The sequence below is a fragment of the Nonomuraea sp. NPDC050394 genome (assembly GCF_044459065.1).
GTDB lineage: Bacteria > Actinomycetota > Actinomycetes > Streptosporangiales > Streptosporangiaceae > Nonomuraea.
On record NZ_JBITIO010000006.1, the window covers coordinates 1 to 23,772 of the forward strand.

Sequence of the window (23,772 nt, forward strand, 5' to 3'; positions counted from 1 at the left end):
GCCGGGCGTTGGGGGGGGGCGGCCCCCCCCCCCGGGGGCCCCCCCCCCCCCCCCCGCCGGCCCCCCCCCCGGGGGCCGGCCGGGCCCCCCCCCCCCCGCCCGCACGCCTGGCCACCCACACCCGGCCGCCGGGTACCGCCCCGGCCGTAGCGGGAGTCGTACCGGGGGAGTAGGCGCGGCATCACCGCTGGTGGGACGTCCGCGTACCCGGGGCTGGACCAAGATTTCCGGCATGAGGTTCCTGCGCATCACACTCACCCTGCAGACCCTGGTCCTCCTGCTCCAGGCGGTCACCGCCGGCATGTTGCTGTCCTCTCCCGGCGGGCGGGCCGCGCACAGCGTCACGGCCATCGCGGTGGTGGTCGTCGTGCTGGTCAACCTGGTCGCCGCCCTCGCCGCGCGACGGCGCGCCGCCATCGGGCCCGCCGCCGGCATGCTGGTGCTGACCCTGGCCCAGATGGCGCTCGGCATGGCCCACATGAAGACGCTGCACGTGCCGCTCGGCGTGCTGATGTTCGGCGGCAGCCTGATCCAGACCGTCCAGATCTGGGCGGCCCGCCGTCCTGCCGCGGCGGCGGCGTGAACGTCTCACGGCGGCGGGCGCTGGGGCTGCTCGGGCTGGGGGCGGTCGCGGCGCTGGGCGTCCCGGGCTGCTCGCTGACCGGGCGCACCCCGTTGCCCAAGCTCCTCGCCAGTACGGCCCCGCTGCCCCGGCCGTTCGCCGTACCGCTGCCGCTGCCGCCGGTGGCGAAGCCGTACCGCAGCGACGGCACCACCGACTACTACGAGCTCGTCCAGCGCGCGGCCGAGGCGGACATCCTGCCCGGCCTGCGCACCCCGATCTGGGGCTACGACGGGAGGTTCCCCGGCCCCACCGTCCGGGCGCGCAGCGGCCGGCGGACCGTCGTGCGCGTGCGCAACACGCTGGGCGCGCCGACCGTCACCCACCTGCACGGCGGGCACACCCCGCCGGAGTCCGACGGCTTCCCGACCGACCTGGTCGCGCCGGGAACCCAGCGTGACTACGTCTTCCCGCTGGAACAGCGGGCGGCGACGCTCTGGTACCACGACCACCGCATGGACTACACCGGCCCGCAGGTCTGGCGCGGCCTGGCCGGGTTCTTCCTGGTGGGCGACGAGGAGGAGGCGGCGCTGCCGCTGCCCTCCGGCGAGCGGGACGTGCCGCTGATGATCTGCGACCGCGCCTTCCACACCGACGGCACCATGCCCTATCCGGCGCGCGACAACGGGCCGGGCGCCCGCGAGGCGTTCATGGGCGGCCTGCTCGGCGACGTCATCCTGGTCAACGGCGCCCCGTGGCCGGATCTCGCGGTCGACCGGGCCCGCTACCGGCTGCGGCTGCTCAACGGCTCCAACGCCCGCACCTACGAGCTCGCCCTGCCGCCCGGCGGCACGATGGTGGTGATCGCGAGCGACGGCGGTCTGCTGGCCGCCCCCCACCCCGCCGAGCGGGTACGGCTGGCGCCGGGCGAGCGGGCCGACGTGGTGGTGGACTTCGCCGCCTACCGCGTCGGCGAGCACGTCGAGCTGCGCAATCTTCTCGGCGAGGAGGGCCCGCAGTCGCGGGTGATGCGGTTCACCGTCGCCCGCGAGGCCCGCGACGACTCGGCGATCCCGCGGACGCTCTCCCGGATCGAGCGGCTCGACCCGGCCACGGCCGCGGTGACCCGCGACTTCTCCTTCACCAGCGGCAGCCTGCACGGCCACACCGGATGGATGATCAACGACAAGCCCTTCGACGTACGCCGCGTCGACGCCAGGCCCAAACTCGGCCAGGTCGAGATCTGGCGGCTGACCAGCGACGTCTCCCACCCGGTGCACCTGCACCTGGCACCCTTCCAGGTCCTGTCGGCCGGAGGCGAGCGCCCCGAGGGGCCGCCGGCCTGGAAGGACACGGTCGAGCTGCGCGAGACGCAGACCGTGGAGATCATCACCCGCTTCACCGGCTACCGCGGCCGGTACGTCATGCACTGCCACAACCTGGAACACGAGGACATGGCCATGATGAGCACGTTCGAGGTGGTGTGAGCGGAAACCGTATGGCCGTACGATTTCTCGTACTGGAGAGTCGTACCGTACGGAGATACGATCGCGGCGTGAGTTCAACATCCGTCCCCTCACGCCGCCGCAGGGTCGGCGGTGGCCGCCGGGCAGAGGTGCTCGACGTGGTCGTCGCCGTCCTGTCCGAGCGCGGTTACGAGCACACGCGTTTCACCGACGTCGCCAAGGTGGCGGGGGTGGCGGTGAGCACCTTGCAGTTCTACTTCGGCTCGCGCGACGACATGCTCGTCGAGGCGCTGTACCACTCCACGGAACGGGAGGTCGCCCGGCTGGAGCAGGCGGGCAACCAGGAGCCGACGCCGTGGAAGCGCCTGGTCGCGCTCGTGGACGGAGGGCTGGCGCCACTGCCGATCGGCACGTGGCGCATGCTGATGGAGTTCTGGCACGCGGCGGTGCACGATCCCGAACTGCGCGCCCACAGCGTGAGCCTGCAGCAGCGCTACCGGCGGCCGTTCACCGAGGCCATCCGCGACGGCGTCGGACAGGGCGAGTTCCACGTGGCCGACGACGTCGAAGACGTGGTGACGGCGCTCATCGCGCTCCTCGACGGGCTGGTCATCCCGCGTGTCCTCGACCATGACTACTTCGACGCCGGCCGGTTGCGCGTCGTTGTCCTGCGGCAGCTCCGCGCGCTTCTCGGAGTCGCCGATCCATGAGTCAGCACGGACAGGAATGAGGAGGGGTACGCGTGCTCAGTCCGGTTATTTCCGGCGCACCCGCATTGGTGGACATCGCCACCGCGAATCGCGCGGCGACATGCGACTTCTATTCCGGTCTCTTCGGCTGGACCTATTCGTCGGCGGGTGATTACGTCTACGCCGAACTCGACGGCGACGTCGTGGCCGGCGTCCGCGACGGCGAGCAGGCGGCGTGGACGCTCTACGTGCACGCCGACGCCGTGGAGACGGCGGCCAAGGGCATCGAGGAGGCAGGCGGGCAGGTCGTCTTCGGCCCGCACCAGGCTCCGGGGCGGGGGGAGGTGCTCGTCGTCGCCGACCCGGCGGGCGCGATCTTCGGCCTGTGGCGCGCCGACGGGCCCGGCGGCTTCGGCGTGGGCAGGCCGGGCACGCTGACCTGGGCGGAGCTGCGTACCATCGACGGCGGGCGCATCGACGCGTTCTACGGGCGGCTGTTCGGCTACGAGCAGCGGCAGATCGGCGACGGGCGGCACTTCGACTACACGGTCTGGTCGGCCGGCGGGCAGACCCGGCTGGGCCGCCACGCGGACAAGTCCTACGTCCTGCCGTACTGGCTCGTGTACTTCGCGGTCGATCCGGCCGTGGGCACGGACGCGACGGTGGTGCGCGTGACCGACCTCGGCGGATCGGTGATCGGCGATCCCATCGACGTCTCCACGGGGCGGATGGGTCTGGTGGCCGACGTTTCCGGGGCCGTGTTCGCGCTGATCGACGACTCGCGGCCGAGGGCTTCGTAGACATCCGGCGCGGTGGGCGGGCCGTGTCTCTCGTCCGGTGAGACGTCCCCGGGTGGCGACCGCAGCCGCCGCCCGGGGATCCGCCCATCATCGCGCTGAGTCCTGCGCGGCGGCTCGCAGGTGGGCCGGTGATTTCCAGACCCGTCCCCCGGCCGTGATCGCGCTCGGCGCCGCGCCGCACACCGGCCGGCCGGAGGCGGGTCCTCGCAACGGGTTGGTGCGAGCCTGTGCCCGCCCCGCGGATGGTGGTGGCACGGACGCCACCCACGGCTGAACTATTTGGAAACTTTCCTAAAAGAAAGCGTTGACGCACCTGGTGAGAGCGCCTACCTTCGCGCACAAGAGCGTTATCACCCCCCTTGGATGGCGAACCATGCGTAAGCGAGCGCGTCTGTCCTTAGCCGCCGTGGCGGCGTCGATGGCCCTGGTCGCGGCGACCCTCGCCGGATCCGCCGCGGCGGCCGTCGACCACGAAACCTGCCGCCCCGACGGGCTCCACCGAACGCCCGGCGTCAGCGTGCCCTACTGCTCCGCCTACGACGAGCAGGGCCGCGAGAGCATGGGCGCGAACCATCCGCGCCGTGTGATCGGCTACTTCACCGGCTGGCGCCACGGCGGGAACGGCCAGCCCGCCTACCTCGCCCAGAACATCCCCTGGTCGAAGATCACGCACATCAACTACGCCTTCGCCCACGTGGGCGCGGACAACAAGATCTCGGTGGGCGCCGACTCGGCGAGCAACCCCGCCACCGGGCTGGACCTGGCGGGCAACGATCCGGCCCTGCCGTACAAGGGACACTTCAACGCGCTCACCACGCTCAAGAGGGCCAACCCGCACGTCAAGACGCTGATCAGCGTCGGCGGGTGGGCCGAGACCGGCGGGTACCTCGACGCGAACGGCGACCGGGTGGCCTCCGGCGGCTTCTACACGATGACCGACAGCCAGGCCGCGATCGACACGTTCGCCGACTCCGCCGTCGCCTTCATCCGGAAGTACGGCTTCAACGGGGTCGACATCGACTACGAGTACCCCACCTCGATGAAGGACGCCGGCAACCCGGCCGACTGGCAGATCGCCAACGCCAGGCGCGGCCGGCTCATGCAGGGGTACGCGGCGCTGATGAAGACGCTGCGCGACCGGCTGGACAGGGCCGCCGCTGCCGACGGGAAGTACTACCAGCTCACCGCGGCCGTGCCCGCCTCCGGTTACCTGCTGCGCGGCATGGAGACCTTCCAGGTCGCCCAGTACCTGGACTTCCTCAACATCATGTCCTATGACCTGCACGGCGCCTGGAACGAGTTCGTCGGCCCGAACGCCGCGCTGTACGACGACGGCAAGGACGCCGAGCTGGCCAAGTGGGGCGTCTACACCACCTCCCAGTACGGCGGCATCGGCTACCTCAACACCGACTGGTCCTACCACTACTACCGCGGCGCCCTGCCGCCCGGCCGGATCAACATCGGCGTGCCGTACTACACCCGCGGCTGGAAGAACGTCACCGGCGGCACCGGCGGCCTGTGGGGCAAGTCGGTCGGCACCACGTGCCCGACCGGCCTGACCACCTGCGGCGACGGCGCCACCGGCATCGACAACCTGTGGCACGACAAGGAGAACGGCCGCGAGGTGGGCGCCGGGTCCAACCCGATGTGGCACGCCAAGAACCTCGAGCGCGGCATCGCCGGCTCCTACCTGGGCGCGTACGGCGTCACCGAGGGCATCACCGGCACCTACACCCGCAACTACGACGGCACGCTGGTCGCCCCGTGGCTCTGGAACAGCAACAAGAAGGTGTTCCTGTCCACCGAGGACGAGCAGTCGCTCAAGGCCAAGGCCGAGTACGTCAGGGACAAGGGCCTCGGCGGCATCATGATCTGGGAGCTGGCCGGCGACTACAAGTGGACCGGCAGCGAGTACTTCATGGGCGACACGCTGACCACGCTGGTGCACGACACGCTCAAGACGGCGGCGCCGTACACCGCGACCAGGGCGAAGACGGCGCTGCCCGCGGAGAAGATCGACGTGGGCTTCGCCGCGGAGCAGTTCCCCGTCGGGGACAGCAACTACCCGATCAGCCCCAAGCTCAAGATCACCAACAGGTCGGCGTTCACGCTGCCCGGCGGCACCGAGTTCCAGTGGGACTACGCGACCTCCTCGCCGCCGAACGCCAAGGACCAGTCCGGGTTCGGGCTGCGCGTGATCAGCAGCGAGCACACCGGGGCCAACAACATCGGCGGCCTCAAGGGTGACTACCACCGCGTCTCGGTGAAGCTGCCCACCTGGCAGACGCTCGCCCCGGGCGCCTCGGTGACCATGGACTACGTCTACTACCTGCCCGCGCCGGGCCCGAACAACTTCACCGTCACCTTCGGCGGCAAGAGCTACGGCGTGGTCCAGGACCTGGCCCGCGGCGGGGGCGTGGTGACCCCGTCGCCGACCCCCACGGTCACGCCGACCGGCGGCACCTGCGCCGATCCGGCGTGGGAGGCCGGGAAGGTGTACAACGGCGGCCAGCGCGTCTCCCACAACGGCCGTACCTATGAGGCCCGCTGGTGGACGCAGGGCAACCAGCCCGGCACCAACGACGTGTGGCGCGACCTGGGCGCCTGCGCCGGCACCCCGACCGCGACCCCGACCCCGACCACGACGGTGACCCCCACGCCGACCGCGACCCCCACGCCCACGGCCACGCCCACCCCGACGGCCACGCCCACCCCGAGCGTGACCTACACCGGCGGCACACCTGAGTGGGCGCCCGGCGTCACCTACCAGACCGGCGCCATGGTGCGTTACCAGGGCATCACCTACCGATGCAGGCAGGGGCACACCTCCCAGGTCGGCTGGGAGCCCACCAACCTCTTCGCACACTGGCAGCCCCTGTAGTCCCGCGAAGGGCCCGGCCTCGGCCGGGCCCCTTTACCTAGCTCACGCAGTCCTGCCGGGCCACGGCGATCGACAGTTGTTCGAGCTTGCCTTTGTCGGCGAAGAAGGTGTAGTACGCCTTCGGATTGCCGGGCACGGTGACGTACGGGTTCAGCCCGTGCGATGTCCTCACCTTCGGGTAGGCCCGCCTGACCTGCCGCATCGTGGAGCCGATCCCGATGCCCTCCGGCGTTCTCATGCCCTTGCCGGCGAAGATGACGGCCACGCCGCGCTTCCTGGAGATGTACAGCCCGACGCTGTTCTTGCCCGTCGGATAGGCCTTCAGGTCCCAGCCGGAGCAGCCGCCGTGCTCGCCGCTCCGCTTGAGAACGATCTTTCCGGTGGCCTTGGCCCGCTTGGCGCTCATTCCGAGCTTGACCTTGCCGGCGCCGTACGGTCCGAGGGTGGGCCCGGAGGCGAGTGCGGGGGTGCCCGAGAGCAGCAGCGCCCCGCCGGCCAGAGCCGCGACGAACATCTTCATGGCGTTCTTCCTTCCGGTCGCGTGCCGTACGCAGGGTTGGATCGCCATGGCCGGGAGAAGGTTCGGCCCGATGCCGGTCGGGTCTACGAGAGGCCTGCCGTGCGGAATCCGCAGTTGCCGCTGCTGGAGCCGGGGAAGCCGGCGGAGCGGGCGGCGACGCGGTAGCGGTGGCAGTAGGAGTCGTGGCACAGGTACGACCCGCCCCTGATCACCTTCCGCTCACCGGCGGGCGGGCCTTGCGGGTCCGCCCGCGCGGAATCGGCGTAGGAGGTCGCGGAGAACCAGTCGGCACACCACTCCCACACGTTCCCCGTCATCTCATACAGCCCGTACCCGTTGGCGGGGTAGGAGCGCACGGGGGCGGTCGCCAGCCAGCCGTCCTCACCGGTGTTGTCGTGCGGGAACGAGCCCTGCCAGATGTTGCACATCCACCGGCCGCCGGGCGTGAGGTCCTGGCCCCAGGCGAACCGCCGCTGGGGCAGGCCGCCGCGGGCGGCGTACTCCCACTGGGCCTCGGTCGGCAGGCGCCTTCCCGCCCACGCGCAGTAGGCGGCGGCGTCGTTCCAGGAGACGTGGACGACGGGGTGGCCGGGCTCGGCCCGCGACAGCGGCCCGAAGGGGTGGCGCCAGTCGGCCCCGGCGACCGTGGCCCACCAGGGAAGGTCCGGGTCGAAGCCGAGGATGTCGGCCCGGGTGGCGGCGACGGCCAGGCGGAAGACCGCGGAGTGGCCGGCCCGCTCGGCGTCCGTGCGGTAGCCGCCGGCCCGGGTGAACTCCTCGAACATGGCGACGGTGACCGCGGTGGCGTCCATCGGGAAGGGCGCCAGCCGTACCGGATGCACCGGGGTCTCCCCGTCGGCGGGATAGCCCTCGCCGAAGGCGTCGCCCATGAGGAACGTGCCGCCGGGGAGCGCCACCTCGTCGTGGTCGATCGCGACCGGCGAGGGGGCCGGGACTTCGCGCGGGTGTGTGGTCTGTCCTGCCACCGGCGCGCAACAGGGCATTGACGGCTCCATGCCCGGAGTATATGAATCAACTCACATAAGTGCATCTGCACATAGGAGACATGTTGAGGTTCGAGTACGTCCTGCTGGCGTTGCTGGCCGGCCGCCCGTTCAGCGGCTACGACCTGCGCAAGTGGCTGGAGGTGGAGGGGCAGTTCGTCCGCTCGCGCGCCCACCACAGCCAGATCTACCGGTTGCTGGCCCGGATGGTCGCCGACGGGTGGGTGGAGTTCGAGGTTGACCCGAGGGAGGGACGGCCCGACGCGAAGGTCTACCGGCTGACCCCCCACGGCGAGCAGGTGCTGCTGGAGTGGGTCCGCTCGCCCTACGAGCCGTCGAGCCGCTTCCAGGACGCGGACTTCACCGCCCGGTTCGGCTTCGCCGTGGCACTCGACCGGCAGGCGGCGCTGGAGATGCTCCGCGTCGAGCTGGCCTACCGGCACGAGCAGATCGCCCGCAGCCGTCACCGCGACCGGACCCTGCGTTTCGAGAACGCGCTGCCCGAGCTCGACCAGGCGCGCGCGCAGGAGGTCTTCGACCGCATGCACGACTACGGCGCCGCCGCCATGGACGCGTGGGTGGCGTGGCTGGAGGAGACGCGGACGTGGCTGGAGGCCCGATGAAAGCGATCATGGTGATGTTCGACAGCCTGAACCGGCACATGCTGCCGCCCTACGGCGGAGACTGGACCCACGCGCCGAACTTCGCGCGGCTGGCCGCCCGCGCGACCACGTTCGAGCACTGCTACGCCGGTTCGATGCCGTGCATGCCGGCCCGCCGCGAGATCCACACCGGCCGCTACAACTTCCTGCACCGGAGCTGGGGCCCGCTGGAGCCGTTCGACGACTCGATGCCGGAACTGCTCAAGCAGAACGGCGTCTACACGCACCTGGTCAGCGACCACCCGCACTACTGGGAGGACGGCGGAGCCACCTATCACGGCCGCTACAACACCTGGGAGTTCTTCCGCGGCCAGGAGGGCGATCCGTGGAAGGGCGGGGTGGCCGAGCCGGAGATGCCCGAGGACCTCAAGCGCGTGCGCCACACGATCTACCGCCAGGACTGGGTCAACCGCCCGTACCTGGACACCGAGGCGAAACACCCGCAGACGCTGACCTTCGACGCCGGGCTGGAGTTCGTCAGGACCAACGCCGCGCAGGACCGCTGGTTCGTCCAGATCGAGACCTTCGACCCGCACGAGCCCTTCTTCACCCACAAGCGGTACAAGGACCTCTACCCGCACGACTACGACGGCCCGCACTTCGACTGGCCCGACTACAAGCGGGTGACCGAGACGCCGCCGCAGGTCGACCACGCCCGCTACGAGTACGCGGCCCTGCTGTCGATGTGCGACCACTCCCTGGGCCGGGTGCTGGACACCATGGACGAGCTGGGCCTGTGGGAGGACACCCTGCTGATCGTCTGCACCGACCACGGGCTGCTGCTGGGGGAGAAGGGCTGGTGGGGCAAGTCGGTGCAGCCCTGGTACAACGAGCTGGTCCACCTGCCGCTGTTCGTGTGGGACCCCCGCGCGGCCGCCGCGGGCGAGCGGCGCGAGGCCCTCGTGCAGACCATCGACCTGGCGCCCACGCTGCTGGAGTACTTCGGCCTCGACCGGCCGGCCGACATGCAGGGCATCCCCCTGAACTCCGGGACCACCAGGCAGGCCGGCCTCTTCGGCATCCACGGCGGCCACGTCAACGTCACCGACGGCCGCTACGTCTACATGCGCGCGCCCGCCTCGGCCGCCAACGAGCCCCTGCACGAGCACACCCTCATGCCCACGCACATGCGCGGCCGCTTCTCGCCCGCCGAGCTGGCCGGCATCGAGCTGGCCGAGCCGTTCGCCTTCACCAAGGGGGTGCGCACGATCCGGGTGGCCGGCCGTACCTTCGTCAACGCGCACCACTTCGGCACGCTCCTGTTCGACCTGGAGACCGACCCCGGGCAGCGCGCGCCGATCATCGACGACGCGGCCGAACTGCGCATGGCCGGTCTGCTGGTCGAGCTGATGCGGGCCGGCGACGCGCCCGCCGGCCAGTTCGAGCGGCTCGGGCTCCCCGTCACCGGCGCGGTCACGGAGGAACACCTGCTGGTACGCGCCCAGCGAGACCGGGCCGAGCAGAGCGCCCATCCCCTTCCCCGGCCCGAGGACTACCCCGAGGGCAGGCTGTCGCTGCGCACGCCGGTCAAGGCGCTGATCGCCGACCCGGTCGCCGTCGAGGTCCTGCGCAGGCACGTGCCCGGCATCGTCGACTCCGAGCTGCTGCAGATGCTCGGCGCCACCCCGCTGATCGACGTCGCGGCGATGGCCGGCGGGCTGCTCCCACCCCCCAGACTCCGCGCGATCGCGGAAGAGCTCGCCGAGCTCTGAGCCGGTGACGGGGCGGCCACCCCGTCACCGGCGAACACCTTTCCTCCTCCTCGCAGAAAGAGGTGGCGTGATGTCTCAGGCTACCCAACAGGCGCCCGCCGAGATCCGCGGACGATGGCGCCAGCTGTCGCTGCTGGGCGGCGCGATGCTCGTCGACAGCACCGAAGCCAGCTTGGTCAACAGCCTCTTCCCCGTGATCCGGCAGTCCTTGGGGCTCTCGCTCGGCGCGCTCGGCATCCTCACCGCCGCCGGCAAGATCGTCGGTGTGTTCACCGGGCCGCTGTGGGTGTGGGTCGCCCGCCGCTGGTCGCGCAAGAACGTCCTCGTCGTGGCCACCGGGCTGTGGGGCGTGTGGGGCATCGCCGCCGGCTTCTCCCAGAACTTCGCCCAGCTGCTGATCTTCTACACCATCCTCGCCGCCGGGTACGCCGCCGCGCACCCGATCATCACCGAGATCATCGGCGACCTGTTCGACGGCTCCGCGCGCGGAAAGGCCGTCGGGCTGCTCTACGGCGTGATCGCGCTGGCCGGATCGGTACTCGGTCCCGTCAAGGGCCAGCTCGCCAACGTCGGCGACGGCTGGCGCTGGGGGCTGTGGGGCATCGGCGCCTTCAACGTGCTGCTCGGCGTCGGCATCTGGCTGTGGTTTCGCGACCCGGGCATCGGAGCCGCCGAGCGGCAGCTCGCCGACCTCGACCCCGAGGTGCGCGCCGCCCAGTCCAGGCTCACCTGGACCAAGGCGCTGGCGCTGCTGCGCATCCCCAGCTTCCTCATCCTGCTCGGCTCCCGGCTGCTGTCGGGCCATCTGCTCGTGGGGGCGTTCGGCGTGGTCTTCCTCGTCGACGTGTACGGCTTCAGCACCGCCGTGGCCTCCATCGTGCTGCTGCCGTTCGGCGTCGGCTACTTCCTGGGCAACGTGGCCGGCGGCTTCCTCGGCGACTGGGCCGCCCGGCGCAGCCCTCGCCACGGCCTGGTCGCCGTGCTGCAGGCGGCCCAGTTCGGCTTCGCGGCGGCCGCCTTCCTCGGCACCCAGATCGCGTTCACGTCCATCGTGCCGTTCGCGGCGTTCTTCGGGCTGATGGGCGCCACGCAGGGCGTCAACCCCGGCATCAACCGGCCGATGGTCATGGCGATCACGCCTCCCGAGCTGAGGGGCGCGGCCTTCGCCATCTACATCTCGATCTTCGAGGCGATCGGCTGGGCCGCCTTCAGCCTCGGCGCCGGCTTCCTCGGCGACGTCTTCGGGCTCAAGCAGGTCTTCCTGTGGATTCTGGTCCTGCTGATGCTGGCCAATGGGGCGTACCTCACGCTCCTGTACCGTCCGTACGCCCGCGACGTGGACCGCCTCCAGCGCGAACTGGACACGCGGCGCGCCGCGGTCCTGGGCGGCTGAGAGCGGACTGCAGCCGCCGTGCAAGCGCCGGCTGATCGACTGGCGGCCTCGGAACGGAGGAATGAGCGTTGGGATCGATCGTCTTCGGCACCTGCGCCGCGATCGCCGCGATCGTCGGCTTGGTCCTGTTCTTCAGGTTGCGGCGGAAGCCGCGCACCCGGGTCGGGGCGTACGCCAGCGCGGCCATCCTGTTCCTGGCCGCGGGGGTGCTCACCATGGGCTCCCTCTCGTTCGCGAGCCTGGAGTCGGTCGCGCTGCCGGCCTTCACGCCACAGGAGCGCGCGGCGGCGCTGCCGTGCGAAGCGACGGTGCTGGGGGCCGAGAATACGTCCGTCAAGCACAACGGCCGCTACGTCTGGTCGCTCCGGCTCCGTGTGACGCCGCGGACCGGCGACCCGTACGAGATCGAGCGCACGGCCCGGCTCACCTCGTCCATGGGCGAACGCCTGGAGCGCGGCGACGCCGTGCTTGCCTGCCTGATGTCCCCCGCCGACCGCACCAGGATCGAGATCCCGGCGCTGGCCTGACCGCGGCCGTGCGTCCTGCCTGGTTGACACCTGCCTTCCTTCGTGATGTTATAGCTTCTAACAAAGAAGATAACTACTAACGGGGGTTGCGATGAGCGCCGAGGAACTCGTCGAGGTCGTCCTGCCGGGCAAGGTCGAGCCGGAGGGGCTGCGGATCCGGCACGGGGAGGTGCCCGTCGCCGGACCCGGTCAGGTCCTGATCCGGATGGAGGCGACCGGCGTCTCCTTCGCCGAGCAGCAGATGCGCCGCGGGCGCTACTACGACCAGCCGGCGTTCCCGTTCGTGCCCGGCTACGACCTGGTCGGCACGGTCGTGGACACCGGCGCGGGCGTGGAGCCCGGGCTTGCCGGTGTCCGGGTCGCGGCGCTGGTCAAGGTCGGGGGCTGGGCCAGCCACGTGCTCGTGGACGCGGCGGACGTGGTGCCGGTGCCCGACGGCATCGGCGCCGCGCAGGCGGAGACCCTCGTCGTCAACGGCATCACCGCCTGGCAGATGCTGCACCGCAAGGCCCGCGTCCGCGCCGGGCAGACCATCCTCGTGCACGGCGCCAACGGCGGCGTCGGCTCGGTGCTCGTCCAGCTCGCCCGGGCCGCGGGCGTCCACGTCATCGGCACCGCCGCCGCCCGCCACCACGACGCCCTGCGGGCCGAGGGCGTCGTCCCCGTCGACTACCGCGCCGGCGACGTTCCCGCGCGCGTGCGCGAACTCGCCCCCGGCGGGGTGGACGCCGTCTTCGACCACATCGGCGGGCGCGGCATCGTCGACTCCTGGCGGCTGCTGGCCCCCGGCGGCACCCTCGTCTCCTACGGCAGCGCCTCGACCCGCGACGACGAGGGGTCCAAGCAGTGGCCCGTTCTCAAGCTGCTCGGCCGGGTCTGGCTGTGGAACGCCCTGCCCAACGGGCGCCGCGCGTACTTCTACAACGCCTGGGCGGGGCACGCCCTGGCCAAGGACCGGTTCCGGGCGCGGCTGCGCGCCGACCTCACCCAGGTCTTCGCCGCGCTCCAGCGTGGTGACATCACCGCCCGGATCGCCGCCCAGCTGCCCCTCGCCCGTGTCGCCGACGCTCTGCGGCTGGCCGAGTCCGGCACCGTCGCCGGCAAGATCGTGCTGACGCCGTAGCGCGGCGGGCCGTCCCCTCCGCCTCAGCGCGGGTACGGCTCACGCAACCTCGCCAGCCGCCCCTCCTCGTGGATGCGCCGGGTGGCGGCGCGTTCGGGGTAGCAGCGCATGAACATGTTCGTGAAGTGCGTCCCGTAGTGCAGCGGCGGACCGCCACACGGGTCCTCGAGCGAACGGCCGAAGCCCGGCTCGTGGAAGTACGCCATCGCGAACCGCTCGCGATCGGCCAGCGCCACCTTGTGCGGCGTGGACAGCAGGTGGCCGCCGGTCAGGAACTGCAGGATGTCGCCGGGGAACACGGTGAACACCCGCGGCACCGGCCGGACGGGGATCCACGGCGGCTCGTCCTCGTACATGCCGGCGGTGCTCTCCGCCTCCAGCCAGTTGCGCGGGCGCTTCTCCCCCTCGACCGGCGGCCGGATGTACAGGCCACCGACCTCGTCCTGCGCGGCGATCACCAGCATCCCGTAGTCGGTGTGGGCGCCGATGCCGCGCGCGGTCCGCGCGGAGCGCGGCGGGAAGCGCAGGACGCGCATGTGGTGCCAGCCGCCCGTGGTGTGCGCGGTCAGCGTGTCCGGCCCGCCCAGCCCGAGACCCAGGGCCGCCAGCCGCAGCAGCCGCTCGCCGATCGAGCCGAGCGCGGCCGTGAACGCCTCCATCCGCCGCCGGTAGTGCGGGCCGGGCCAGGGCACGGGGCCGTGGCAGGGCCAGCGCTCGCGCACCCGCGCGTCGTGCACCGGCACGTCCGGGCAGACGGTGAAGATCTCGGAGTGGTCGGTCTCGCCCGCGGTGACCTCCTCGCCCGAGGCGACGTAGCCGCTGTAGCTCAGGTCGCTGACATAGCTGGACTTCTCCGGCGGCGACAGCGAGAAGAACTCCCTGCTCGCCTCGAACGCCGCGAGCGCCGTCTCGTGCTGGGACGTGGTGGCGGCGACCTGGAAGATGCCGTCCCTGCGCCATGCCGCGATCATGGTACGGCCGAGCTCCAGGTCCGCCCGCGTCCCGGTGACGGCCTCCGGCAGGCCGAACGTGCTCAGTTCGATCATCTCGTCCCCCTCGCTGGAGCGGTGTGCGATTCGGCCACCTGTACGCGGGCCGGTCCGCCCGGAGCCGTCCCGATCCGGCCGGCTGCGCCCAGCGGTCGAACTCCCGCGCCCGGCGGCCGCCGCCCCACGCCGGACGGCTCCCCGCCGGCTCCCGGCGGCGTCCGTCAGCGGAGGCCGGGGTTCCCGAGGGTCTTCGTCCTGGGGCGCAGGGCGGTGGCGACGAGGACGGCGGCGAGCACCACCAGGGCGGCACAGATGACCAGGGCGAACCCGTAGCCGTACCGGGCGGCCAGGGTGACCAGCAGCGCCACGCCCACCGCCCCGCCCACCTGCTGCACCGAGGTGAGGACGGCCGAGCCGACCCCGGCGTCCTCCGAGGTGGTGCCCGTGACGGCGGCGGTGGTCAGCGCGGGCAGGCTCAGGCCGCAGCCGAGGCTGGTGACCAGCATTCCGGGCAGGACGCCGCTCACGTAGGCGTCACCGGGTGCCACCCCGGACAACAGCAGCAGCCCGGCCGCGCTGACCGTCAACGCGACCAGGAGCGCTCGCCGCGTCCCCAGCCGGGTCACCGCGCGGGACGACAGCCACATCCCGGCCAGGATCCCGCCCCCATAGGGCAGGTACGCCACGCCGGCCACCAGCGCGCTGTAGCCCAGCCGCGTCTGCAGGTGGACCATCAGCAGGAAGGCCATCGCGTAGAAGGCGGCCGAGAACAGCAGGGCCGAGAGGTTGGCCACGGCCCGGATGCGGACCGCCAGGAAGGCCGGCGGCACGAGCGGCTGCGCCGTACGCGACTCGACCGCCAGGAAGGCCGCCGCCAGCACCACGGCCAGCAGCAGCGGGAGCAGGACCGCCGCCGAGACCCAGCCCGCGTGCTCGGCCTGGAGCAGCCCGTAGACCAGCGCGAGCACCGCCGCGGTCCCCAGCAGGGCGCCCGGGACGTCGAGCCGGGCCCCGAGCGCGGCCCGGCTCTCGCCGACCAGGCGGGGGACGAGCAGCAGGGCCAGTGCCGCCACGGGCAGGTTGATCAGGAAGATCCAGCGCCAGGACGTCAGATCGGTCAGCACCCCCGAGATCACCAGCCCCATCGTGCCGCCCAGGGCCGCGATGGCACCCCAGACACCGACCGCCCTGGCTCGTTCACCCTCGCCGGGGAACATCAACGTGATCAGCGACAGCGCGGCCGGGCTGGCCAGCGCGGAGCCCATGCCCTGCGCGAACCTGGCCGCCACCAGCTGCCACGGCTCCTGGGCCATGCCGCAGACCAGGCTGGCCACGCCGAACGCGGCCACCCCGATGAGGAACGCCCGCCGCCTGCCCAGCAGATCGGCGGCCCGCCCGGACAGCAGAAGGAAGCCGCCGAAGGCGAGGAAGTAGGCGTTGACCACCCAGGACAGCCCGGCGGCCGTGAAGCCGAGTTCGCCGCGGATGGCGGGCAGGGCGACGTTCACCACGGTGTCGTCGAGCACAAGCATGAACTGCACGGCGCAAAGCACCGCCAGCGCGGAGGTTTTCTTCGTCACCCGACGACGCTAGGCGCGGTCCGCTTATGGCCGCAATCCGCGATGAGGCCAGGTGATATCGCGCTGAGGCCATAGGCTGGCGCCCATGAAGACCGAGGTGCCGCCCGGCGTCGGCGCGATCGTGGTCGGGCACTTCCCGCTGTCGTCGGGGGAGTGGATCCCGCCGCACACCCACACACACCACCAGATCGCCTGGACGCGGCGGGGGGTGGTCGGGGTGGCCGTGGGCGACTCCTACTGGGTGCTGCCCCCAAGCGTCGCGCTGTGGATTCCGGCCGGGGTGGAGCACCGCACCGGTGCGACCCGTGACGCGGTGCTCTGCGGCCTCTACCTGGCGCCGGAGCGCTGCGCGCTGGACTGGCCGGAGCCGACGCCGGTGGGGGTGGACGGGCTGCTGGCCCATCTGTTCACGTACCTGGGGCGCGATGACCTGGCCGACGGCCCCCGGCTGCGGGCCGAGGCGGTCGTGCTCGACCTGCTGCGGCCGCTGCCCGCCCTGCCCATCGACGTGCCACGCCCGCGTGAGGAGCGGGTACGCGCCGTGGCCGAAGCCCTGATCGCCGATCCGGCCGACGCGCGCGGCCTGGAGGCCCACGCGCGGGCCGCGGGGGTGAGCCGGCGTACGCTCACGCGGTTGTTCGTCCAGGACACCGGGATGAGCTTCGAGCGCTGGCGGACGCATCTGCGGTTGCGGGCCGCCCTCCCGCTGCTCGCGGAAGGACGGCCCGTCTCCGCGGTGGCGCGGGCGGTGGGGTATGCGACGGCAAGCGCGTTCCTCGCCGCCTTCCGCCGCACCGTGGGGACCTCGCCGGGCCGCTACCTGAACGCGGAGTCCTGAGGCCCTAGACCGAGTACTTGCAGATCAGGGACTGGCTGCCGCCCTGGGCGTAGCCGAGGTAGGTGTAGGTGGGGTTGAAGTACTGGCAGGCGGCCGAGGGGCTGCCGCTGCCGAGGTAGATCAGGTTGGGGGAGGCGTACCTGTAGCAGCCCAGGCTGCCGTTGTAGAAGCCGACGATGGAGCTGGAGTTGACCTTGGCGGCGCAGTACTCGCCGAGGGAGAGCGGGCTGTAGACGATGTCGACCGGGCCCGCGGCCTGCGCGGGGCCGGTGCTCACGGCGAGGGCGCCGAGGCAGGCCAGCGCGGCCGTGGTGAGAGCGAGCGCGCGACGGGGCATACAAAACCTCCAGGGGGCTCTGAGCTGCGTTGATCGCAGTATTAATTAGGAAACCTTCCTATGCAATGGGCTTTCTGCGGACCCTTCACGCTGTGCTGGCCGCGGTCAGGGATACGGTCGGGTGGTGAGCACGTACCAGCGCTATGTCGCGCTCGGCGACAGCATGACCGAAGGCGTCGGCGACGACGACGGCCTGGGCGGCCACCGCGGAGTCGCCGACCGCCTGGCCGAGCACCTCGCCCGCCACAACCCCGGCCTGCTCTACGCCAACCTCGCCGTACGCGGCCGGCTGGCCGCCCAGGTCCGCGACGAGCAGGTGCCGGCGGCGCTGGAGCTGCGCCCCGACCTGGTCACGGTCGTCGCGGGCATGAACGACCTCATCCGGCCCGGCTTCAGCGCGGCCGCGACCGCCGGGGTGCTGGAGGACATGTTCGCCTCCCTGACCGCCTCCGGCGCCCGCGTCGTCACCGTCACCTACCCCGACCTGGGCAAGCTCTCGCCGCTCGTCCGCCGGCTGGCCCCGCGCGTGCTCGACTTCAACGACCGGGTCCGCCGGGCCGCCGCCCGCCACGGCGTCGCCGTCCTCGACGCCCACGCCTTCGCGTTCGTCACCGACCGGCGGATGTGGAGCGACGACCGCATCCACGCCAGTCCCGAGGGCCATACTCGCTTCGCCGCCGGGTTCGCCCACGTGCTGGAGCTGCCGGGCAGCGACGACACCTGGACGCTTCCCCTGCCTCCGCTGCCCGCGCCCGCCGCGTGGCGGGTGGTCGCGACGGAGGCGCGCTGGCTGGCCGGCTTCGTCGGGCCCTGGATCGGCCGCCGGCTGCGCGGACGATCCTCCGGCGACGGCCGCACCGCCAAACGCCCCGCTCTCGCCCCGTGGCCACCACCTGACGGAGGCGCCGCCTAGGGTGGTCGGCATGCCGTACAAGATCCAGGGAACACCGTCGGCGGAGGTGTCGGCGGAGCAGGCCGAGGCGTGGCACGGGGTGATGGCCGCGTCACTGGGGCACGATCTTCCAGGTCAGCCGGTGCCCACTCGCGCCCACTTGACCGTGCCGCCCTTACGGAGCCGCCGCCTGGTCTGGATGGCGGCCGAGCCCGGCGGGCCGGTGGCCGGGGTGGCGTCGCTGCGGTTGTTCGACGCGCCGGGCATGGACCATCTGAGCGAGCTCGACCTGCACGTGCGCCCCGAACGGCGGCGCGGGGGCGCCGGGTCGCTGCTGCTGGCGGCGGCGGTGTCGGCCGCGCGGGCCGAGCGGCGGCGGACGATGATCACGGCGGTGGCCGCGGACGGTCCCGGGGACGCCTTCTGCGCGGCCCGCGGCCTGCGGCGCGTGCTGACGCTCCGGCACCTGCTGCTCGACCTGGCCCAGGCCGACTGCCGGGAGGCCGACACCGCGCGGCCCGGCTACGACCTGGCATTCTGGACCGGCACCGTCCCCGACGGGCTGGCCGGCGCCTTCGCCGAGGCCAGGAACGCCATGAACGACATGCCCGTCGGCGAGATGGATTACGGCGCCTGCCACTGGGACGCCGCCGCCGTCAGGGAGATGGCCAAGGTGATGGCCGATCGCGGCGACACCCTGCTGACCCTCGCCGCGCTGCACGGCGAGACGATGGCCGGATACACCGAGATCGTGATCAGGGCGGGGGAGAGCCGCCGCGCCGCGCAGTACGGCACCGCGGTGGTGCCGGCGCATCGCGGCCACGGCCTGGGGCTGTGGCTCAAGGCCACGATGGTACGCAGGTTACGCGCCGAGCACCCCGGCCTGACCGAGGTCGAGACCGACACCGCCGAGGACAACGTCCACATGCTGGCGGTCAACGAGCGCCTGGGCTACCGGGCCCACCGCAGCACGCACGCGTACCAGTTCGACCTGTAGGAGAAACCTTTCACATGCGAGAGCACAACCGGCCCGGCACCGGCCGATGACCGCGCAGGCGGACCTGCGCCCCTTATGGCGCCGGCGCGACTTCACGGTCTTCTGGGGCGCCCAGACGCTGTCGGTCGCCGGCGACTCCTTCGCGATCATCGCCGTCCCGCTGCTCATCCTCAACGTCACCGGCTCCGTCGCCCAGATGGGCCTGCTGACCGGCGTCTCCGGCGCCGCGGGCGTCGTCGCCGGGATCTTCGCGGGCGTGGCCGTCGACCGCTTCGACCGCCGCAAGCTGCTCATCGCCTGCGACATCGTGCGCTGCGCCCTGTACGCCACCATCCCGCTGGCCTGGCTGAGCGGCCCCAAGGTCTGGCTCCTGTACGCCGTCCTGCCGCTGGCCGCCGCCGTGGGCATGGTCTTCCAGGTGGCGTACGTCTCCTCCGTGCCCACCCTGGTCGGGGAGGACCGGGTCACCGAGGCCAACGGCAAGCTGTACGCCACGGCCGCCGCCGCAGGCGTGCTCGGCCCGATGCTGGCCGGCGTCGTGGCCGGCTGGCTCGGGCCCACGGCCGCGATCGGCATCAACGCCGTCGGCTTCGCCCTGTCCGCGGCCGGCGTGTACATGGTCAGGCTCGCCCGGCACGAAAGGCCCGCCGTACACGGGGCGCCCTGGCGGGAACTGGTGGCCGGGGCGGTGTTCCTGTGGCGGCAGCCGGTGCTGCGGGCGCTGACGGTGCTGCTGTCGTTCTTCATCTTCCTGACGCTCGGGCTCACCGACATCGTGATCTTCCGGTTGAAGCACGACCTGGGCCAGCCGGACGCCGTCATCGGCGTCGTCCTGGGCATCGGGGCGGTCGGGACGATGATCGGGGCGACGCTGGTGACCCGGCTGCGCGGGCGGCTCGGATTCGGGCCCACGTGGGCCGGCGCGCTGGCCGCCGCCGGGCTGGCGATCGGCTCCATCGGGTTCGCCGGCTCCGTGTGGGGGGTCGGCGCCGCCATGGGGCTCTACCTGGCCTGCGTGAGCGTGGCCGGGATCTGCAGCCTGTCGCTGCGCCAGCAGGTCACGCCCAGCCATCTGCTCGGCCGGGTCACCTCGGCGTTCTGGACCATCCACTACTCGCTGGGGCCCCTGGGCGCGGCGGCGCTGACCTGGGGCGCGGGCCGGTTCGGTTCGACGCCGGTGTTCGTCTTCGCCGGGGTCAGCTGCCTGGCGATCGCCGCCGCGGCGTTGCTCACTCCTGCCCGGCAGCGGCATCCGGAGCGGGCCGCAGCCGCGCCGCCAGGAACGGGGCCGTGACGGAGGCCTCGGCACCGGCCACCGAGCGCGGCGGGCCCGCGGCCACCACCCGGCCGCCCGCCGCGCCGCCGCCGGGGCCGAGATCGACGACCCAGTCGGCACGGGCGACCACGTCCATGTCGTGCTCCGCCAGCACCACCGTGTTGCCCGCCGACACCAGCCCGTCGAGCTGGGCCATCAGCCGGTCCACGTCGGCCGGATGCAGGCCGGAGGTCGGCTCGTCCAGCACGTACAGGGTGTGGTCGCGGCGTACGCGCTGCAACTCGCCCGCCAGCTTCACCCGCTGCGCCTCGCCGCCGGACAGCGTGGTGGCCGGCTGCCCGAGCCTCAGATAGCCGAGGCCCACCTCGGCCAGCGTGTCCAGGCTGCGGGCGGCGGCGGGCAGGCCGGACAGCGCCTCGCGGGCCGCGTCCACGGTGAGGTCCAGCACGTCGGCGATCGAGCGGCCGTCGACCCGCACCTCCAGCGTCTCGGCGTTGTAGCGGCGGCCGTGGCAGACCGGGCACGGCGCGCCGGCGCCCGGCAGGAACAGCATCTCGATGGAGATCTCGCCCTCGCCCTGGCAGTTCTCGCAGCGCCCGCCCCGCACGTTGAAGGAGAAGCGCCCGGCGTCGTAGCCGCGCTCGCGCGCCGCCGGGGCCGCGGCGAACATCTTGCGCACCGCGTCGAACAGGCCCGTGTACGTCGCCAGGTTCGAGCGCGGAGTGCGGCCGATCGGCTTCTGGTCGACGCGTACCAGGCGGGCCACCTGCTCCAGGCCGCTCGCCTTCACCACCGGTTCCTCGCCGGCCAGGTGCGCCTCCACCGCGGCGGTCAGCACGTGCGTCACCAGGGTCGTCTTGCCCGAGCCCGACACGCCGGTCACCGCGGTGAACGTGCCGAGCGGGAAGCTCGCGTCCACCTCGCGCAGGTTGTGCAGGGTGACGTCGCGCAGCTCCAGCCAGCCCGACGGCACCCGCGGCGTCCTGGCGGCCGGCGGACGGCCGAACAGGTAGCGGCGGGTGATCGACTCCTCCACGCCGGCCAGGCCCGGCACCTCGCCCGAGTACAGCACCCGGCCGCCGTGCTCGCCGGGGCCGGGGCCGACGTCGACGATCCAGCCGGCCTGCCGTACCACGTCGAGGTTGTGTTCCACCACGAACAGGGAGTTGCCCGCCGCGCGCAGCCGGTGCAGGGCCGTGACCAGCGCGCGCGTGTCGGCCGGGTGCAGGCCGGCGGAGGGCTCGTCGAGCACGTACAGCACGCCGAACAGGCCGGAGCGCAGCTGCGTCGCCAGCCGCAGCCGCTGTAGCTCGCCCGCCGACAGCGTGGTGGTCGCGCGGTCGGCGCTGAGGTAGCCGAGGCCCAGCTCGGCCATGGTCTCGATGCGGCCGCGCAGGTTCCCGGCCAGGGCGTGCGCGGCCCGCGCCCGCGCGCCGTCCAGGCCGGGGTCGGCGGCGAGGGCCTCGGCGAGGTCGGTGAGCGGCAGCGCGGCCAGCTGCGTGATGTCCTTGCCGCAGAACCGTACGGCCAGCGCCTCCGGCCGCAGGCGCCGCCCCGCGCAGACCGGGCACGGTGAGGACACCAGGTGCCGCTCCGCCTTGGCCCGCAGTGCGGCGCTCTTGGTCGTGGCGTAGGTGTGCAGCACGTAGCGCTTGGCGCTGGCGAAGGTGCCCTGGTAGGGGCGGGTGATCCGGGAGGCGTCGCGGACCGGGTGAATGGTGACGACCGGCTGCTCGTCGGTCATGAGGATCCACTCGCGCTGTTCCGCGGGCAGCTCCCGCCACGGGCGATCCACGTCGAAGCCCAGCTCGGCGAGGATGTCGCGGTAGTTCTTGCCCTGCCAGGCGCCCGGCCAGGCGGCGATCGCCCCCTCGCGCACGCTCAGCGACGGGTCGGGCACCAGGCTCTCCTCCGTGACCTCCTGCACGGTGCCGAGCCCGTGGCAGTGGGGGCAGGCGCCGGCCGGGGTGTTGGGGGAGAAGGCGTCGGAGTCGAGTGGAGCGGCGCCCGGCGGGTAGTCGCCCGCGCGGGAGAACAGCATGCGCAGCACGTTCGACAGGTGGGTGACGGTGCCGACCGAGGAGCGGGTGCTGCCGCCGCCGCGCGCCTGCTGGAGCGCGACCGCGGGCGGCAGGCCGGTGATGTCGCCCACCTGGGGCGCGCCGGCCTGCTCGATGAGGCGGCGCGCGTAGGGGGAGACGGACTCCAGGTAGCGGCGCTGCGCCTCGGCGTAGACGGTGCCGAAGGCCAGCGACGACTTGCCCGAGCCGGAGACGCCGGTGAACACCACGATCTCGTCGCGAGGCGCGTCGAGGTCGACGTGGCGCAGGTTGTGCTCGCGGGCGTCCCTGACCCGGATCATGGAGTCCATGGCGTCCAGGTTATGCGTGCGGGTTATGCGTGCGGCCCCACGGTGACCTGGCCGAGCGTCAGCTCGGGCGTGCCCTCCATGATCTCGCCCAGCCGGGTGACCTGCTCGTCGAGCTCGTGGCGGTGGGCGGGGGAGAGAGGTTCGAGCGTCTCCACGGTGAGCACGATCCTCTTGCCCGAGCGCTTCTGGTGCCACACCCCGCCGACCACCCCGTCGAGCAGGACCAGCGGGTAGTTGCCCGCCTGCCCCCTGCTCAGCGCCCGCTCGAACGCGCGGCCGGGGAAAAGCAGCTCACGCGGCTGCCCGGCGATCGTGTACGCGTCGAAGTACGGCAGCAGCCGCACCCCCTGCGCCGGAGCGGCCGGGGCCGAGGTGTCACCGGCCAGCACCCACGCCCTGCCTCCTTCGTAGGCCACCTCCTCCAGCTCCAGCTCGCCGAACGCCTGGCTCGCCCAGCCGACCGGCGTGCCCAGCCAGCGGGCGAACTGCTGCGGCGTGGCCGGGCCGTACGCGTGCAGGTACGCCGCGGCCAGCGCTCCGCGGCCGGGTGCGGGCTCGAAGGCGGGCGGGGCGGTGAAGGTGACCTTCCTGCCCCGGTTCGGGCCGAAGCACAACGCGCCGCGGTGGGCGGCGTGGGCCACCGCCTGCCGCCAGCGCGGCCACATGTCCTGAAAGGCCGGCATGACCTTGTCACCGGCCCACGGGCCCGTCTCCGCCACGACCGCCTCGCTGAGCTCGTCCATCGTCAGCACGGCGCCGGTCAGCACGCGGCGCAGCGCCTCGATGACCTCCTCGGTCTGGCCGGGCGTCAGCCGTACCCCCTCGGGCATGACGTTGTGCGCGGCCGGGATCGTGGACAGCGCGCCCACCCACATGGGCAGGTCGCGGGTGGCGAGCAGATGCACGGTGCCGCGCGGCCCGTAGGTCTTGACCAGACCGCCGTCCTGCCACAGGGCCTTCTGCACGTCGGTCCTGGTCGCCCCGTCCAGGCGCAGGGCCAGCGAGTGCTCGCCCGCCGACAGCACCTGGGCGTGGACGCCGGCCATCGCCGAGGCGAGGTCGGCCGGGGAGGCGTCCTTGACCGGGTCGGCCAGTCCCTGACGCAACAGCCGCCGCGCACTGACCTCTGGCCACGAAAGTTCCTTCATGAAAC

At 72.5% G+C, this 23,772-nt stretch carries 21 protein-coding genes; 14 read left to right on the forward strand and 7 right to left on the reverse strand.

Translation table 11 applies throughout. From position 1 onward, the window contains the following. Positions 1-232: 232 nt before the first annotated feature. The 5 genes from ACIBKY_RS23890 (at position 233) to ACIBKY_RS23910 (ending at position 6,398) form a co-directional block, all read left to right on the forward strand. Entirely contained in the window at positions 233-583 is a 351-nt protein-coding gene (locus tag ACIBKY_RS23890) for a hypothetical protein (RefSeq protein WP_397099475.1), read from the forward strand. Further along, positions 580-2,049 carry a multicopper oxidase family protein gene (locus ACIBKY_RS23895; protein WP_397099477.1) on the forward strand — a complete coding sequence of 490 codons (1,470 nt, stop codon included), beginning with the start codon at positions 580-582 and terminating at the stop codon, positions 2,047-2,049. The genes ACIBKY_RS23890 and ACIBKY_RS23895 overlap by 4 nt, the downstream gene beginning before the upstream one ends. A gap of 68 nt (positions 2,050-2,117) precedes the next feature. Then, entirely contained in the window at positions 2,118-2,738 is a 621-nt protein-coding gene (locus ACIBKY_RS23900) for a TetR/AcrR family transcriptional regulator (protein ID WP_397099479.1), read from the forward strand. Positions 2,739-2,770: 32 nt separating this feature from the next. Further along, entirely contained in the window at positions 2,771-3,517 is a 747-nt protein-coding gene (locus tag ACIBKY_RS23905; protein WP_397099481.1) for a VOC family protein, read from the forward strand. A 373-nt stretch (positions 3,518-3,890) separates the two neighbouring features. Further along, positions 3,891-6,398, forward strand: a complete 2,508-nt coding sequence (locus ACIBKY_RS23910) for a chitinase C-terminal domain-containing protein (RefSeq protein WP_397099482.1) — start codon at positions 3,891-3,893, stop codon at positions 6,396-6,398. Positions 6,399-6,435: 37 nt separating this feature from the next. On the opposite strand, the gene ACIBKY_RS23915 is transcribed toward ACIBKY_RS23910, so the two are convergent. Both ACIBKY_RS23915 and ACIBKY_RS23920 read right to left on the reverse strand, forming a co-directional pair. After that, on the reverse strand, positions 6,436-6,918 hold the full coding sequence (locus ACIBKY_RS23915; protein WP_397099484.1) for a hypothetical protein: 483 nt from the start codon (positions 6,916-6,918) through the stop codon (positions 6,436-6,438). A gap of 83 nt (positions 6,919-7,001) precedes the next feature. Further along, on the reverse strand, positions 7,002-7,934 hold the full coding sequence (locus tag ACIBKY_RS23920) for a formylglycine-generating enzyme family protein (protein ID WP_397099486.1): 933 nt from the start codon (positions 7,932-7,934) through the stop codon (positions 7,002-7,004). A 50-nt stretch (positions 7,935-7,984) separates the two neighbouring features. Between ACIBKY_RS23920 and ACIBKY_RS23925 the strand changes: the two genes are divergently transcribed. The 5 genes from ACIBKY_RS23925 to ACIBKY_RS23945 all read left to right on the forward strand — a co-directional run bounded on the left by ACIBKY_RS23925 (position 7,985) and on the right by ACIBKY_RS23945 (position 13,339). Beyond that, positions 7,985-8,545 (forward strand): PadR family transcriptional regulator, encoded by a 561-nt coding sequence (locus tag ACIBKY_RS23925; RefSeq protein ID WP_397099487.1) that lies wholly within the window; start codon positions 7,985-7,987, stop codon positions 8,543-8,545. Next, positions 8,542-10,296, forward strand: coding sequence for a sulfatase (locus tag ACIBKY_RS23930; protein ID WP_397099489.1), 1,755 nt, complete (start codon positions 8,542-8,544; stop codon positions 10,294-10,296). Before ACIBKY_RS23925 ends, ACIBKY_RS23930 begins: the two co-directional genes overlap by 4 nt. A gap of 70 nt (positions 10,297-10,366) precedes the next feature. Next, positions 10,367-11,689 (forward strand): MFS transporter, encoded by a 1,323-nt coding sequence (locus ACIBKY_RS23935; RefSeq protein ID WP_397099491.1) that lies wholly within the window; start codon positions 10,367-10,369, stop codon positions 11,687-11,689. 68 nt (positions 11,690-11,757) lie between these two features. Continuing rightward, positions 11,758-12,216: a hypothetical protein gene (locus ACIBKY_RS23940; protein ID WP_397099493.1), complete on the forward strand. Its 459-nt coding sequence runs from the start codon at positions 11,758-11,760 to the stop codon at positions 12,214-12,216. Between the two features lie 91 nt (positions 12,217-12,307). Continuing rightward, positions 12,308-13,339 (forward strand): medium chain dehydrogenase/reductase family protein, encoded by a 1,032-nt coding sequence (locus ACIBKY_RS23945; RefSeq protein ID WP_397099495.1) that lies wholly within the window; start codon positions 12,308-12,310, stop codon positions 13,337-13,339. A gap of 23 nt (positions 13,340-13,362) precedes the next feature. Here ACIBKY_RS23945 and ACIBKY_RS23950 read toward each other — a convergent pair whose 3' ends face one another. Then, the gene (locus ACIBKY_RS23950) at positions 13,363-14,385 is read right to left on the reverse strand and encodes a 2-oxoglutarate and iron-dependent oxygenase domain-containing protein (RefSeq protein WP_397099497.1); all 1,023 of its coding nucleotides are present in this window, start codon (positions 14,383-14,385) and stop codon (positions 13,363-13,365) included. 164 nt (positions 14,386-14,549) lie between these two features. Further along, positions 14,550-15,908, reverse strand: a complete 1,359-nt coding sequence (locus tag ACIBKY_RS23955) for an MFS transporter (protein WP_397099499.1) — start codon at positions 15,906-15,908, stop codon at positions 14,550-14,552. Between the two features lie 85 nt (positions 15,909-15,993). On the opposite strand from ACIBKY_RS23955, the gene ACIBKY_RS23960 reads away from it, so the two are divergent. After that, positions 15,994-16,746, forward strand: a complete 753-nt coding sequence (locus ACIBKY_RS23960) for an AraC family transcriptional regulator (RefSeq protein ID WP_397099501.1) — start codon at positions 15,994-15,996, stop codon at positions 16,744-16,746. A gap of 4 nt (positions 16,747-16,750) precedes the next feature. On the opposite strand, the gene ACIBKY_RS23965 is transcribed toward ACIBKY_RS23960, so the two are convergent. Beyond that, a complete protein-coding gene (locus ACIBKY_RS23965) occupies positions 16,751-17,083 on the reverse strand; it encodes a hypothetical protein (protein ID WP_397099503.1) in 333 nt (110 codons plus the stop codon). 124 nt (positions 17,084-17,207) lie between these two features. On the opposite strand from ACIBKY_RS23965, the gene ACIBKY_RS23970 reads away from it, so the two are divergent. From ACIBKY_RS23970 to ACIBKY_RS23980, 3 genes are read left to right on the forward strand one after another with little or no spacing between them, the layout of a single operon-like run. Further along, entirely contained in the window at positions 17,208-17,996 is a 789-nt protein-coding gene (locus tag ACIBKY_RS23970; RefSeq protein ID WP_397099505.1) for an SGNH/GDSL hydrolase family protein, read from the forward strand. Positions 17,997-18,006: 10 nt separating this feature from the next. Beyond that, on the forward strand, positions 18,007-18,972 hold the full coding sequence (locus tag ACIBKY_RS23975; RefSeq protein WP_397099507.1) for a GNAT family N-acetyltransferase: 966 nt from the start codon (positions 18,007-18,009) through the stop codon (positions 18,970-18,972). 46 nt (positions 18,973-19,018) lie between these two features. Then, complete coding sequence (locus ACIBKY_RS23980) at positions 19,019-20,266, forward strand: MFS transporter (RefSeq protein WP_397099509.1); 1,248 nt, start codon at positions 19,019-19,021, stop codon at positions 20,264-20,266. On the opposite strand, the gene uvrA is transcribed toward ACIBKY_RS23980, so the two are convergent. Beyond that, positions 20,202-22,619: an excinuclease ABC subunit UvrA gene (uvrA, locus tag ACIBKY_RS23985; RefSeq protein WP_397099511.1), complete on the reverse strand. Its 2,418-nt coding sequence runs from the start codon at positions 22,617-22,619 to the stop codon at positions 20,202-20,204. The two genes, ACIBKY_RS23980 and uvrA, sit on opposite strands and share 65 nt — an antisense overlap. 23 nt (positions 22,620-22,642) lie before the next feature. Beyond that, positions 22,643-23,767 carry a winged helix DNA-binding domain-containing protein gene (locus tag ACIBKY_RS23990; protein WP_397099513.1) on the reverse strand — a complete coding sequence of 375 codons (1,125 nt, stop codon included), beginning with the start codon at positions 23,765-23,767 and terminating at the stop codon, positions 22,643-22,645. Between the last annotated feature and the right edge of the window lie 5 nt (positions 23,768-23,772).

Coding starts and splice junctions, on each gene's coding strand:
- ACIBKY_RS23945 (WP_397099495.1), top strand. CDS start 12,308: ATGAGCGCCGAGGAACTCGTCGAGGTCGTCCTGCCGGGCAAGGTCGAG.
- ACIBKY_RS23950 (WP_397099497.1), bottom strand. CDS start 14,385: ATGATCGAACTGAGCACGTTCGGCCTGCCGGAGGCCGTCACCGGGACG.
- ACIBKY_RS23990 (WP_397099513.1), bottom strand. CDS start 23,767: ATGAAGGAACTTTCGTGGCCAGAGGTCAGTGCGCGGCGGCTGTTGCGT.
- ACIBKY_RS23910 (WP_397099482.1), top strand. CDS start 3,891: ATGCGTAAGCGAGCGCGTCTGTCCTTAGCCGCCGTGGCGGCGTCGATG.
- ACIBKY_RS23980 (WP_397099509.1), top strand. CDS start 19,019: ATGACCGCGCAGGCGGACCTGCGCCCCTTATGGCGCCGGCGCGACTTC.
- ACIBKY_RS23960 (WP_397099501.1), top strand. CDS start 15,994: ATGAAGACCGAGGTGCCGCCCGGCGTCGGCGCGATCGTGGTCGGGCAC.
- ACIBKY_RS23935 (WP_397099491.1), top strand. CDS start 10,367: ATGTCTCAGGCTACCCAACAGGCGCCCGCCGAGATCCGCGGACGATGG.
- ACIBKY_RS23915 (WP_397099484.1), bottom strand. CDS start 6,918: ATGAAGATGTTCGTCGCGGCTCTGGCCGGCGGGGCGCTGCTGCTCTCG.
- uvrA (WP_397099511.1), bottom strand. CDS start 22,619: ATGGACTCCATGATCCGGGTCAGGGACGCCCGCGAGCACAACCTGCGC.
- ACIBKY_RS23890 (WP_397099475.1), top strand. CDS start 233: ATGAGGTTCCTGCGCATCACACTCACCCTGCAGACCCTGGTCCTCCTG.
- ACIBKY_RS23925 (WP_397099487.1), top strand. CDS start 7,985: ATGTTGAGGTTCGAGTACGTCCTGCTGGCGTTGCTGGCCGGCCGCCCG.
- ACIBKY_RS23930 (WP_397099489.1), top strand. CDS start 8,542: ATGAAAGCGATCATGGTGATGTTCGACAGCCTGAACCGGCACATGCTG.
- ACIBKY_RS23920 (WP_397099486.1), bottom strand. CDS start 7,934: ATGGAGCCGTCAATGCCCTGTTGCGCGCCGGTGGCAGGACAGACCACA.
- ACIBKY_RS23965 (WP_397099503.1), bottom strand. CDS start 17,083: ATGCCCCGTCGCGCGCTCGCTCTCACCACGGCCGCGCTGGCCTGCCTC.
- ACIBKY_RS23975 (WP_397099507.1), top strand. CDS start 18,007: ATGCCGTACAAGATCCAGGGAACACCGTCGGCGGAGGTGTCGGCGGAG.